The sequence below is a fragment of the Aminobacter sp. AP02 genome (assembly GCF_003148805.1).
GTDB lineage: Bacteria > Pseudomonadota > Alphaproteobacteria > Rhizobiales > Rhizobiaceae > Aminobacter.
The window spans coordinates 34950-47861 of the sequence record NZ_QGGX01000027.1 but is presented as its reverse complement, the minus strand read 5'-3'; the positions used below and the strand labels follow the sequence as shown (position 1 = coordinate 47861).

Genomic DNA, 12912 nt, shown 5'->3' with positions numbered 1-12912 from the left:
GTCACGGACCTCAGGCGAGAATTTGTTCGTTGTCTTGCTCATATCAGCTCCAATCTCTCAAAAGTTGGAGCCTCCGGCAAACCCGGGGCGGTTCAGCAGTTATGACACGTGCCGCCATTGGCAAGATTCTGAACAACATTTGATGGAGCGTCGTTCCGTCTACCTTCCTCCCACGATAAAGATGGTAGGTCTGCGATAACGCTGAAAATCCTAGCGCGATAAGTCGCTGATTGCACTCGCGAAGAAGGTCTTTGTTCTTGAGCGAGCCTTCATCATCAACCCCATATGTGACCAAATCGACGAGCTTCTTGGCAATCGGGTCCAAGAGAAGTTTCAGAGATGCATTTATTAGGAAGCTTGTCTGGTAGGCCGGAGCATCCTCAGTACGAACGGAATCGCGAAAGAATTTTCGACAATGCCTAGAGACCTCTCTACGGGTCTTGAAAGCTCGATAGCCGATAGGATCGTGGGAAAGATAACTGCGTAAACGCCAGAGATCGTACCACACCTTATAGTGTCGTGAAGCAGCCGTAGTAACGACATCACCGCCCAGCGGCAGCGGTGTCGCTCGTTCTCGTGAATTGCGAGTGTAACGGAGTCTCTTTTCTTTAAAATATACTTCTATGTATTGACGTGCCTCCGGTGTGACAGATGTAGCGCCTCCAACCCCCAACAACTTGGCTAGCGCATCACCGGAAATGTCTCCCCTAACATCAACAGGCAGCTTGATCGCTTTTCTCCCGACAGCCTGCAAGATGGACTTCGCCCGACTGGTAAGATTCAAAAGACCTTCGCGCGAACAGCGCTTCAACGAGGCATCATACTCATTGAACCAAGCGGCGTTGAGTGATTTGTTGTTCAAGACACCTCTGTCGGTGCGCCAACGAATAAAATCTATGTAGTTGTTTACGATATTAGGGCCTACAGATATTCTAGATGTGATCCACCCTAATGGCTTCGGTTTTAGTGCGAGGACGAAAATGAGCTTGATCGTGATTAGATCAAGCTCGAAAGCAGGATCGGTGAGAGATTTTGCATCTGGCCAGGGTGTAATCGGCTGATCAAAATCCACAAACAGCGGGCGTTCGTTCTCAGCATCCCCGATTTGCACACTCCACTGGTTATCTAGCAGCCTACCCTCGACAAGCCAGTGTGGTTTGGAAAGCGCTCCTAAGATTTCATCGTGCTGCGAGCAAGAGTGAGAAGATAGTTGTGGTGAGTTGACTACCATAGCAATGGTATCCTTAAGGAGCCTTCGTATAGGTGTTGGTCTACATCCTTGCAGACTCTAGAGAACTGAAGGCGGAAGCGGCTCTGCTCTAAGCGTGCGCAGTAACCTTCTACTATCGCCATCCAGGGTAGCCATTTTCGGACGAACCGCTGAGGGTTCACGTTCACCATGATCTCGAATTGTTGGCGGAGTGCGCGACGCGCCAATTCAAGGTTTGTCATGGAGACAGTCGAAATGGAAAACTCTTGAGCAGCCTTCGAAAGAACCGGAGAAGAATCGCGAGGGGCAGAGCTCGTGCGCTCCTCTGCCCGACTAGCTAAAATGGCTAAGCCGTTTTCAATACCAAGTTGTGCTCGATTGGAAAGCTCTGCTGACGGGATTCCCAGCAGTTGTGCTGCAGAATCGATATCGCGAACGCTCACGGCCTCCCAAGCATCTATGAAATCCCTTATCTGGCTTTCGAGAAGCGATCTTGTAGCTCCTTCGCTCAGATACTCGAATGTTGTCTTCGCGCTGGAATGGCCCATAAGCGCTTGCTCTACCGCGATATCAAGATGTCCAGCTTCGCCTCTGGCGTTACGGACGGCAGTTCGAATGCTTTGCCGAGTGATTTGGAGTCCGCCAAACACCTCGTTTTCCGCATGTCGCGCGAGGAAGGCAGGCCATCGGTCAGATGACATGGACACCAGTGAAGTTCGGACTTCAGACCAGCCAGCATTGCGCCAAACCCACAGACGCTCAGCTGTCAGTCCCGTCCGACTTCTCATGGAAGCAGTGAGCTTTTTCCATATCTCTATAATCACCACGCCAGACGGGCGGTCTGGTAAGTTCTTCGTCGCTAAGAATAGCTCTGTCTCGGAAATGTCTTCCTTAAGAACACCAGGAACGGCTTTGCCGTTGCTCCTGTTCTTATTAAGGCGAACGCTTCGGACCCTTATCCTTCCTCTCCGAGGTTTGTCGGAGTAGCATTCATACGGGATATCATCGGTAGGCTGGCAGTTCGCACCTAGGTCGATCAGAATAATATGGTAAGCTGCATTCAGACTCTTGTTGGTCGCCTCATAATAGGGCTGCGCTTCATCGTTTCCGATAATCGATCTCGCAAATTCGATTGCCTTCAGTGAAGTCGAGTTTCCTTTGATTGAGCGATGCCTGAATATTTTCAGGGCTAATCCTAACGCTTGCTGCCGGGAAAACCCGAGGGTCTCGTGATGTTTCTTGCTTCTGAGGCCTACTCGCGAATACAGAGTGAGTAGGTTTTCGACTTCGGGAAAATCTGGCAAGGTGGGGTCGCTCATGAGCACTTGGCCCTGCTCATAGAGATCCAAGTTCTCTTTAAGCTCGATCCAGAGCTGTTTCCGCAGCTCGTCAAGCATTTCCCTGTTACAGGTAGAAAACCTGTTGGACGCCTCACGCAAGCTCAGGCCTGAGATATCGAACCTCCCCGCTTCGAATTTGATCGTCGCCAGACACTTTGAGGCTGCCCCGAACTCTTCGCGAAGTCGGTTTCCTTCTAGCTCGATTTCCGGGATCAGACCTTGGCCAGAGAGCCATCGAAGCGCAGAACGGAGAGACTCGAACTTTTTGTTCCGACTCTCTGCGCTTCCCTTGCTTATGAAGGAGTCGTCGCTAAGGGTAAGTATTGCCCCTGCCAAATTAGCTAGTATCGCTGCCCACTCTTGGTCGCTCGGAATCCATTTCGGCCCGTCACGAAACCCTCGAAGAATTGTGCCTTCCGCTGACGTGGGTTCGGCCGCCCCTCTTCGGCCAATGAGTAGAAAGGCCGTGCGGGCCGCTTTGAAGTAATTGTTTGAGGTCGGTCCGCTCTGAAAGGTGGCCGCATTCCTCCAAGCGCGTTCAAACCGCTGGCAAAACTTTTCGCCAAAATACGGCATGAGCGCTGTTAGGTGGTATGAAAAGGGATGTCCGGTGATGCAAAATGAGAATCGTGGGCGGGACGCACTCGCTTCGTCGGTAAAATCACTTTTCAGATCACGGACATTTTGCCCGTTTTCGTTATGAGGATTTCTTGGGCCGCGACCTCGCCCGATATTTTTCAGATTATTATCCAAACCAAACCGTATTTTTTACGAAAATGTCAGTTGTGTCTTTCAATGGAAATTCTATTTCTTGTCAGAAATAAATTTCTCTCCTTAATTCTAATTATTATTAAAACAAAAAATCACAATTTTATTATTTAATATCAATCTCCTCATGTACAATTATTTGTAGTTGTGTCTTGTAGCTGATTCGAGTCAGTATAGCAATCAGTCGTTGCTTTGGGAGTTGGTCTTTAAGCGCTCAAGACATGAGCGTCTGGCTTTTTTGAGATTCCAGTGGGAGATGGAATTGCCAGTTAGGATGCGACGTCCTGTAGTGAACCAGCGCGGCAGCAACGAGCGCCGTGTCCCAGAATATTTGAGTGCTGAGCTGCAACGGTAGGAGTCGAAGTTCGCCAGTTCGACAATTATTGATTGGGTGTCAGAGAGGTTGCTGTTGTAACTGCCAAGCGCAACCTAATCGCTTTTCAGGCGGCTGCCACGTTGGGCTCGTTATACAACCACGCCGTGCCTAGCCGAATTCATCCAAAGGATAATGATATCCAATCCCCGAGTATCGAATCTCGTCGTCTTTTCAGCTGCTTAAGGATCAGGATACTGATATCAATATGGCAGTAGGTCTCCCTCCTTGGGCAGGTCGGCGGGCGCGAGATTGACGGTGACCTTCTTGGCCGGCATCGACAGGCCCGAGGCGTGGAGCGCCGCCTGCACCCGCTCGCGGCTTTCGGCGACTGCCTTGTCGGGCAGGCCGACGATATGCATGCCCACCTTGCCAGGCGCCACCATCACCTGCACGTCGACGGGAACCGCCTCGATGCCCTGGAACGCGACAGTGCGCACGCGCGAAACCATGCTGCCCCCTCCGCTTCGGCGCCACATGTCCCTTGGGATGCGCCAAGGACGTGCAGCATTTTGGCCCCATGCAGGCGCTACCCTTCGCCCGCGCGATCAGGTCGTGGATGACCCAACAAAAGACAAGCATAGATTGCAATTCGATGCAAGAACATTAAGGGAACATCCGACCCAGCAGCAAAGACACCCCCCCATTAACCTTGTCTCGCATTGCGGCTGCCGCAACGGCACAACACAGAGAGTCTTAAGTGCTTGTGCGCTAATGTAGGATGCATCATCAAGGAAGGCGACTGAGCTTCATCATGCAGCGGGGGCTGTCCAAACAAAAGATCGGGCGTCCGGGCGTTCGCCGGCGGCATGAAGCTGTCACGATCACCAAACTCAAGGCCCAGTTGGAAGAACAGGCTGCGCTCATCAGCGCCCAAGCGGCCTCGCTTGCGCATAGTCAGAAAATCTTCGAAAGATCATCGGCCGCCGCCCGGATCGGCGTATGGCAATGCAACCTTGCCGACCAGTCACTGCATTGGACAGATGTCGTCTACGACATCTTCGATCTTCCGCGCGGATCCGCACTCATCCGCGAGGAAATCGTCAAGTGCTACACGGCCGCGTCGGCCGCCGAACTGCATGTCAGGCGCAGCAAGGGAATCGAGGAGCGCACCGGATTCGGCCTGGACGCCGAAATCGTGACGGTGAAGGGCAATCGCCGCTGGATACGCATCACCGCCAGCGTCGAAAGCGAGGATGGCATCGCGGTGCGCATCTTCGGCATGAAGCAGGATATCACCGAAGAGAAGATACTGGCCGACCAGACGCGCTATCTCGCCGAATTCGACGTCATGACCGGGCTCGCCAACCGTAGCCAGTTCCAGAAGAAGCTGGCGGAGCTGACCGCCTGCTGCGCGGATCGGTCCGCGCATGGCGCGTTGCTTCTGGTCGATCTCGACGGCTTCAAGCAGATCAACGACACGTTCGGCCATGTCACGGGCGACGAGTGCCTCAGGCACGTGCCCGGCGACTGGAATCAGCCTGTGCTGGTGTGGAGCTCGTCTCGCGCATCGGCGGCGACGAGTTTGCCGTGCTGGTGGGAGCGCAGTTCGACCTGGCCGCTGTTTCCGAACTTGCGCGCGATATCATCGAGACGCTCGGCAGGCCCATCGAGCACCGTGGCAGTTCGCTCAGGCTTGGTGCCTCGGTCGGCATCGCGCTGTTCGCCCAGAACACCCTCTGTGACCTGCACGTCCAGGCCGACACCGCGCTCTATGCTGCCAAGGCCGCAGGGCGAAACACGTTTCGGATTTTCAAGCCAGACGACGCCGGCGACATGCAAAACCATCGCGCCGCTTGACGGCGACGGACGCCAGCGATGGCATGCAAGCGTGCGGCCTTCATCCCAGCCCGGGTTGTTCCAGACCAATCAGGCTGGTAATGGACTGGCGAATTTCCGAAAGTGCACGCGCTATCCGCGAGACGAACATGGGCACAGCCAAGACCTCGGACAAGTAAGCCGCAGCAACCTCAAGACGTTGTTGCGGCAGTCTGTCCAGCCATATCCGTAGATCCCTGAGTGGCAGATCGCCGCCAAATGAATCTCATTTGAGCGGATGCCTAGTCATGCCCAATCCAAACTCCCCAACGTGGAATTATTCCTTGCCAGCGGCGCTGCTGCTGATGGCACCGTTCGACATCCTGGCCTCGCTGGCCATGGACATCTATCTGCCGGTCGTTCCTGCAATGCCCGGCATCCTCGACACCACGCCCGTGGTCATCCAGCTGACGTTGAGCCTGTACATGATCGTTCTCGGGCTCGGGCAGGTCGTGTTCGGCCCGATCTCCGACAGGATCGGCAGGCGCCCGGTGCTGATATCAGGCGCGCTGCTGTTTGGGGTGGCGTCGTTCCTGCTTGCCGGCACATCCTCCGCCGCCGCATTTGTCGCGCTGCGCGTGCTGCAGGCATTGGGCGCCTCGGCAGCGCTCGTGGCGACATTTGCCACGGTTCGCGATGTCTATGCCGAGCGACCGGAAAGTGCCGTCATCTACGGCCTGTTCAGCGCGATGCTGGCCTGTGTGCCGGCACTTGGGCCGATTGCCGGCGCATTGATTGCGGATAGCCTCGGCTGGCGCGCGATCTTCATGGCACTCGGCCTCCTTGCATTGGCAGCGACAGCGAATGCGCTGGCAAGATGGCACGAGACGCGCCGACCATCGCTGGCCGTGGACCGCCCAGCTTTTCGGCTGATCCTGAACAGCCCAGCGTTCTGGGTCTACACCCTGGGCTTCAGCGCGGCGATGGGCGCGTTCTTCGTCTTCTTTTCGACAGCGCCGCGCGTGCTCATCGACGGGGTCGGCTGCTCGCAGTTCGGCTTCAGCCTCGCCTTCGCCACTGCGGCGCTGGCGATGATCGCGCCCACGCGTTTTGCCAAGCGGTTCGTGGCAAGGTGGGGCATCCCCGGCAGCCTTGCCAGGGGCATGGCAATGCTGCTCCTGGGCGCCGCGCTGCTGGCCGTGGGGCAGCTGTTCGCAGAGCCGTCGTTCCTGAGCTTCGTCGTGCCGATGTGGGTGATCGCCGTCGGCATCGTCTTCACAGGATCGGTAACCGCAAATGGTGCGCTTGAGGCATTCGGCGACGCGGCGGGCACCGCGGTCGCGCTCTACTTCTGCGTCCAGAGCCTGATCGTAGGCACCGTCGGCACGCTTGCCGTGGTCATGCTCGGCGGCGACACGGCCTGGCCGCTCATCGGCTACTGCGCGGTCATGGCGGTGGTGACGCTGTGCGGCCTCAGGCTGCTGCAGATGCGGCAGCCCAAGATGCAAGAGATGGTTGCGGACTGACCGAAGTCAGCTCCGCTTCTTCTCCACTGCATCCCAGAACAGGGCGGCGATGTCGGCGCCGCCGAACTTCTTGACCTCGCGGATGCCGGTCGGCGAGGTCACGTTGATCTCGGTCATGTAGTCGCCGATGACGTCGATGCCGACGAGGATGAAACCGCGCTCGCGCAGCGACGGGCCGATGCGGGCGCAAATTTCGCGCTCGCGTTCGGTCAGCTCGGTTTTTTCGGCGCGGCCACCGGCATGCATGTTGGATCGGGCATCGTGTTCCGCCGGCACGCGATTGATCGCCCCGACCGGCTCGCCATCGATCAGGATGATGCGCTTGTCGCCCTTGCGCACGTCCTTGAGGTAGCGCTGGACGATGTAGGGCTCGCGGAACATCTGGCCGAACATTTCAAGCAGCGAGGAGAGGTTGCGGTCGGCTTCATGCAGATGGAAAATGCCAGCACCACCATTGCCGTAAAGCGGCTTGACGATGATGTCGCCGAACTCCTTGCGGAAGGCGGCAACCTCCTGCGGATCCTTGGTGATCAGCGTTTCCGGCATCAGGTCGCCGAACTCGGTGACAAAGATCTTTTCAGGGCTGTTGCGCACCCAGGCCGGATCGTTGACCACAAGCGTCTTGGGATGGATACGCTCGAGGATGTGGGTGGTGGTGATGTAGTTCATGTCGAAGGGCGGGTCCTGGCGCAGCAGGATCACGTCCATTTCGGAGAGATCGGTGCGGACCGGCTCACCGAGGGTGAAATGGTCGCCCTTGATGTCGCGCACCTCGAGCTTTTCGATGCGGGCGAACACCTTGCCGTCGCGCAGCGACAGCCGGTCGGGCGTATAGTGAAACAGTTCGTGCCCGCGCCGCTGTGCTTCAAGCGACAGCGCAAACGAGGTGTCGCCGGCGATGGAGACGGTTGAGATGTGGTCCATCTGGACGGCGATCTTGAGCGGCATGGAGGTCTCCGGCGCGGCTGGTCGACAGTGTTTGCGCGGCAACCGGTGAATGGTTGCGCGCCTCATTGACGAGGATGTAGCGATTTGCCGGCCTTATGCAATGGCGGGCGGCGGCGCAGCGTTGCCATGCGCTCCAAAGCGAGCCGGACAGCATTGGCGGGCAGTGCAAAACGGATCTACGTGAAACCGGTTTCGACGCGGTGTCGAAATCCGGACAGGCAGGCAAATTGAAAACAATTCCTAAACGCTTTGCTGGCAGGGTCCTGCAACGATTCAAAGTTAAAGCAGAACAGAGACCAAGCATGTCATTCGGCGTCAGCCATTCGGACAGGGACACGTCGGATCTGGCCTTCACCGACGCGTTGACCGGGCTCGGCAACCAGCGCCGCTTCTTCGACAAGGTCGAGCGGCTGATCGGCGACCGTGCCGAGGACCCGGCGCCCTTCACAGTTGGCATTCTCGATCTCGATGGCTTCAAGCCGATCAACGACCTGTTCGGCCATCGCGCCGGCGACGACATCCTGATCCAGGTGGCGATGCGCCTGCGGGCCGCCTGCGAGGGCCATTCGGCCGTGGCGCGCATCGGCGCCGACGAATTCGCCTTCCTCTACCCGCTGGTGTTCTCCGAGGATGCCGCCGCAGAAAAGGCACGCATGCTCATTGAAATCCTGTCGGCACCCTACGATGTCGGCGAGCGCACCGCGCGCTTGTCTGCCTCGGTCGGCTGCTCCTTGTTCCACTCGGCCGACGACAACACGGAAACCTTGGTGCGCAAGGCCGAGACCGCTCTCTACCATGCCAAGCGTTCGGGCCGAGGTCGTGTCGTCGTCTACACCCGCGAGATGGAAGAAGCGGCAAAGCGCGTCACCCGGATCGAGCAGGCGCTGCGCCGCGCAGTTGCCGCCGGCGAAGTGGCCCCGCATTTTCAGCCGATCGTCGACCTCAACACCCGCCGCACGATCGGCTTCGAAGCACTCGCCCGCTGGACAGACCGCGACCTCGGTTTTGTATCGCCGGCTGTCTTCATTCCCATCGCCGAAGAGCGCGGCATCATCGGCCCGCTGTCGCAGCTGGTCCTGCGCAAGGCGGCGGAAGCCGCGCGCAGCTGGCCCAAGGACATGTTCTTGTCCTTCAATCTGTCACCCTCGCAGCTGGTCGACCAGAACACCGGCCTGCACATCCTGTCGATCCTCGAACGCACCGGCTTCGATCCGCGTCGGCTCGAGATCGAAATCACCGAAACCGGCTTGATGACCGACCCCGTCTCGGCTGCAAAGATCGTCGAGGACCTCCGGCGTGTCGGCATTCGCGTTTCGCTCGACGATTTCGGCACCGGCCAGTCGTCGCTCGGACGCTTGCGCGAGTTCCGCTTCGACAAGCTCAAGATCGACCGCGCCTTTGTCGCCTCGATCCTCGAAGACCGCCCTTCCGAGCATATCATTCGTGCCATCTTGGCGATGTGCGAAGGTCTCGGCATGGATGTCGTTGCCGAAGGCATCGAGCTTGAAGCACAGGCTGAGCGCCTGGTGCAATTCGGCTGTGCCGGCGGACAAGGTTACCTTTTTGGTCGTCCAGCGGACGCCGATGCGACGCTTGGCTATCTGCGCGAATCATATCGCGGCGCGGCCTATGCGCGGGCGATCTGAGCCGGTTCGGAATCGAAGCCGACAGGCACGAAATCCGGTTCCCCTTTTCCCTTGCCCGCACTAATACGGAGGCATGCTCCGCAGCGTCGAATGCGGGCATGATGCGGGGAGTGATCATGATGCCATCGGCGCGATTTCCTGACCTCGAAGGCCGCTCGGTGCTCATAACCGGGGGCGGCTCCGGTATCGGCGGCGCACTGACCGAAGGTTTTGCCCACCAAGGCGCCAAGGTCGCCTTCATCGACATCGCGGAAAAACCGAGCCGGGCACTTTGCGACCGCGTGGATATGGCGACCGGCAACAGGCCGCTCTTCCTGCACGCCGACCTCAGCGACATCGACGAGCTGCGCAGCGCGGTGGCTGCGGCAGTCGAGGCGCACGGACCGGTGACGGTGCTGGTCAACAATGCCGCCAACGATGCCCGCCACGAGGTCGCGGACGTTACGCCCGAGAGCTGGGATGCCAACCAGGCGGTGAACATCCGGCCGCATTTTTTCACGATCCAGGCCGTAGCACCTGGCATGGCGGCCGCCGGCGGCGGCTCGATCATCAATTTCACCTCGACCTCCTACATGCTGAACATCGGCACGATGCCGGCCTATACCGCGGCAAAGGCCGCCATCGTCGGGCTGACCAAAGGGCTTGCCGGGCGCTATGGCCCAGACAGGATCAGGGTCAACGCGGTGGCTCCCGGCTGGGTGATCACCGAACGCCAGCGCGAGCTGTGGGTGACCGAGTCGTCGCTCAACGAACACATCTCCAGGCAGTGCATTCCCGACATGATGTTGCCGGAAGACATGGTGGGCACGGTGCTTTTCCTGGCATCCGACGCGTCGAAAATGCTGACGGCGCAAACGCTGATCGTCGATGGAGGAATCTTGTGAGCGCAACATCCAAGGCAGCTATCGCCGCCGTCGACTGGGGCACGACGCGGCTGCGCGTGTGGTTGCTCGACGCCTCTGGCTCAGTGGTTGACGAACGCCGAAGCGACGAAGGCTTGCTGATAGCCCAGCACAAGGGTTTTGCCGTCGTGCTCGACCGCCATCTCCAGGAAATGGGCGCCCCCGCCGCTTTACCGGCGATCGTTTGCGGCATGGCTGGCGCCCGTCAGGGCTGGATCGAAGCGCCTTATGTCGATGTACCTGCCTCGCTGGCCGATATTCTGGGCGCGGCGGTGCGCGTCCCCAGTGCCGGCCGCGACATCCGCATCGTGCCAGGCCTTGCCCAGCGCAGTGCGCGCACGCCCGACGTGATGCGCGGCGAAGAGACCCAGCTTGCCGGCGTGGCCAGCCTGATCGGATCGGGCAGCCACGTCGTATGCATGCCCGGCACGCATTCGAAATGGGTCATCGCCGAGGGTGGCGCGATTTCGGGCTTCGGAACCTGGCCGACCGGCGAGATGTTTTCGGTGCTGTCCGGGCATTCGATCCTGCGGCATTCTATCGGTGAAAAGCCGGCTGCGGTTGCTCCCGACAATCAGGTGTTTCGCGACTGGTGCCAAGAGGCGCTGTTCGACGGCGACATCGCCGCCAGGCTGTTTGGCATCCGCGCTGCAGGCCTGTTGAACGGACTGGGCCCGGACGATGCGGCGGCAGCGCTGTCGGGCCTGTTGATAGGTGCCGAGATCGCCTCGGCGACGCGGCGTTTTGGCCGGCGTGGTGCGCCCGTGGTCCTCGTCGTGTCGGGGTCGTTGGGCGCGCTTTACGCCGAAGCCATGGCGCTTGACGGCATCGCGGTGAAGATCGCCGACGCCGACCAGGCGGTGCTGGCAGGACTGGTGGCGGCGGCGCGCCGCAACAAGATGTTGACTGATGGAGAAGCCCGATGAGCCAGACAGCACCCTTCCCCAGGCTCAATCGCGGACTGGTCGCAATCCTGCGCGGACTGAAGCCGGAAGAAGCGCTCGACGTCGGCAATGCCGTCTTCGAAGCTGGCATCGAGGCGATCGAGGTGCCGCTCAACTCTCCTGATCCGTTCCGCTCGATCGAGTTGTTGGCCAAGGCGCTGCCGCAGGCTCTCGTCGGCGGCGGCACAGTGGTGTGGGGCAAGGATGTCGACCGGCTCAACGATGCCGGCGGGCGGCTTCTGGTCAGCCCCAATATCGATGCCGAGGTGATGGGCCGCGCGGGCGTGCACCAGATGGTGACGATGCCCGGTGTGTTCACGCCCACCGACGCGTTTCTGGCGCTGCGGCTTGGCGCATCGGCGCTGAAGTTCTTCCCGGCAAGCGTGCTTGGCACCGGCGGCATTTCAGCGATCCGCGCCGTGCTGCCCAAGGAGACGCAGGTCGGCGTCGTCGGCGGTGTGTCGGAGGTCGACTTCGCGGCCTATGCCAAGGTCGGCGTGCAGCTGTTTGGGCTCGGCTCCAGCCTCTACAAGCCCGGCATGAGCGCTGCCGATGTCGGCGCGCATGCGCGGGCCGCAGTGGCCGGCTGGGACGCCCTCGGCAAGGGAGCGTGAGATGGCTGCCGTGATCCTGTCCGACGAGGCCTGTGAGCTCGGCGAAGGGCCGACCTACGATCCCGCCACCGACACGCTCTTCTGGTTCGACATACTGGCGAACCGCATGCTGGAAAAGAAGCTGGCGGGTGGCGCGACCAAGGTGCACCAGTTCAGCGAACGGGCAAGCGCTCTCGCCACGATCGACGGCGAACGCCAGTTGCTTTTGACCGAAACCGGCCTGCATATCCGCGATGCCGCGACCGGCAAGCTGACGCCGCATATGTCGGTCGAGGCATCCAACCCTGCGACGCGTTCGAACGATGCCCGGGTCCATCCCTGCGGTGCCTTGTGGTTCGGCACCATGGGCAAGAAAGCCGAGGCCGGAGCCGGCGCCATCTACTGGTATTTACGCGGCGAACTCAGGCTGCTCTTCCCGGCGATCAGCATCCCCAACTCGATCTGCTTCAGCGCCGACGGCAAGACCGCCTATTACAGCGATACGGCGACCAACCTGCTCTATCGCCTCGACTGCGACCCAGACACCGGCCTGCCGCTCGGCGAGCCGAAACTGTTTGTCGACCGCCGTGGCGACAAGGGCGGCATCGACGGCTCGGTGGTAGACCGCGATGGCGTGTTGTGGAACGCCAGCTGGGGCGGCAGCAGGATCGATGCATATGCACCCGACGGCAGGGTACTGCGCTCGGTGCCGGTGCCGGCACAGCAGGCGTCATGCCCTGCCTTCGTGGGTGCCGGCGCCGACCGGCTGGCAGTGACGTCTGCGTGGGAGGGAATGGACGAAGCCGCGCGCAGCGCCGATCCGCATGCCGGCAAGACGTTCCTGCTCGACATCGCGGTCAATGGGCGGCACGAGCCGAATGTGCTGATCTGAGGTAACGCTGTC

General features: G+C 59.6%; 10 protein-coding genes and 2 pseudogenes. 8 read left to right on the top strand and 4 right to left on the bottom strand.

Translation table 11 applies throughout. The features are described from left to right. Nucleotides 1-43: 43 nt before the first annotated feature. The 3 genes and pseudogenes from C8K44_RS27370 to C8K44_RS24490 all read right to left on the bottom strand — a co-directional run. A complete protein-coding gene (locus C8K44_RS27370) occupies nucleotides 44-1231 on the bottom strand; it encodes a hypothetical protein (protein WP_146203999.1) in 1188 nt (395 codons plus the stop codon). Then, nucleotides 1225-3303 (bottom strand): hypothetical protein, encoded by a 2079-nt coding sequence (locus C8K44_RS24495; protein ID WP_146203998.1) that lies wholly within the window; start codon nucleotides 3301-3303, stop codon nucleotides 1225-1227. The genes C8K44_RS27370 and C8K44_RS24495 overlap by 7 nt, the downstream gene beginning before the upstream one ends. Before the next feature lie 609 nt (nucleotides 3304-3912). Next, nucleotides 3913-4143 (bottom strand): annotated as a pseudogene (locus C8K44_RS24490) (magnesium chelatase domain-containing protein); the annotation flags it as partial. Between the two features lie 269 nt (nucleotides 4144-4412). Between C8K44_RS24490 and C8K44_RS28265 the strand changes: the two are divergent. From C8K44_RS28265 to cml, 3 genes and pseudogenes are all read left to right on the top strand, one after another. Then, nucleotides 4413-5093 (top strand): annotated as a pseudogene (locus tag C8K44_RS28265) (diguanylate cyclase); the annotation flags it as partial. Nucleotides 5094-5182: 89 nt separating this feature from the next. After that, on the top strand, nucleotides 5183-5491 hold the full coding sequence (locus C8K44_RS28015; RefSeq protein ID WP_245417612.1) for a diguanylate cyclase: 309 nt from the start codon (nucleotides 5183-5185) through the stop codon (nucleotides 5489-5491). Between the two features lie 266 nt (nucleotides 5492-5757). After that, nucleotides 5758-6975: a CmlA/FloR family chloramphenicol efflux MFS transporter gene (gene cml / locus C8K44_RS24480; protein WP_109578389.1), complete on the top strand. Its 1218-nt coding sequence runs from the start codon at nucleotides 5758-5760 to the stop codon at nucleotides 6973-6975. Nucleotides 6976-6981: 6 nt separating this feature from the next. On the opposite strand, the gene gshB is transcribed toward cml, so the two are convergent. Further along, nucleotides 6982-7923, bottom strand: coding sequence for a glutathione synthase (gene gshB, locus C8K44_RS24475; protein ID WP_109578388.1), 942 nt, complete (start codon nucleotides 7921-7923; stop codon nucleotides 6982-6984). A gap of 302 nt (nucleotides 7924-8225) precedes the next feature. On the opposite strand from gshB, the gene C8K44_RS24470 reads away from it, so the two are divergent. The 5 genes from C8K44_RS24470 (at nucleotide 8226) to C8K44_RS24450 (ending at nucleotide 12900) form a co-directional block, all read left to right on the top strand. Beyond that, nucleotides 8226-9569 carry an EAL domain-containing protein gene (locus C8K44_RS24470; RefSeq protein WP_109578387.1) on the top strand — a complete coding sequence of 448 codons (1344 nt, stop codon included), beginning with the start codon at nucleotides 8226-8228 and terminating at the stop codon, nucleotides 9567-9569. A 116-nt stretch (nucleotides 9570-9685) separates the two neighbouring features. After that, on the top strand, nucleotides 9686-10453 hold the full coding sequence (locus C8K44_RS24465; protein WP_109578393.1) for an SDR family oxidoreductase: 768 nt from the start codon (nucleotides 9686-9688) through the stop codon (nucleotides 10451-10453). Further along, on the top strand, nucleotides 10450-11397 hold the full coding sequence (locus C8K44_RS24460) for a 2-dehydro-3-deoxygalactonokinase (RefSeq protein ID WP_109578386.1): 948 nt from the start codon (nucleotides 10450-10452) through the stop codon (nucleotides 11395-11397). The genes C8K44_RS24465 and C8K44_RS24460 overlap by 4 nt, the downstream gene beginning before the upstream one ends. Continuing rightward, the gene (locus C8K44_RS24455; RefSeq protein WP_109578385.1) at nucleotides 11394-12029 is read left to right on the top strand and encodes a 2-dehydro-3-deoxy-6-phosphogalactonate aldolase; all 636 of its coding nucleotides are present in this window, start codon (nucleotides 11394-11396) and stop codon (nucleotides 12027-12029) included. The genes C8K44_RS24460 and C8K44_RS24455 overlap by 4 nt, the downstream gene beginning before the upstream one ends. 1 nt (nucleotide 12030) lies before the next feature. Continuing rightward, nucleotides 12031-12900: an SMP-30/gluconolactonase/LRE family protein gene (locus C8K44_RS24450; RefSeq protein WP_109578384.1), complete on the top strand. Its 870-nt coding sequence runs from the start codon at nucleotides 12031-12033 to the stop codon at nucleotides 12898-12900. Nucleotides 12901-12912: the final 12 nt, after the last annotated feature.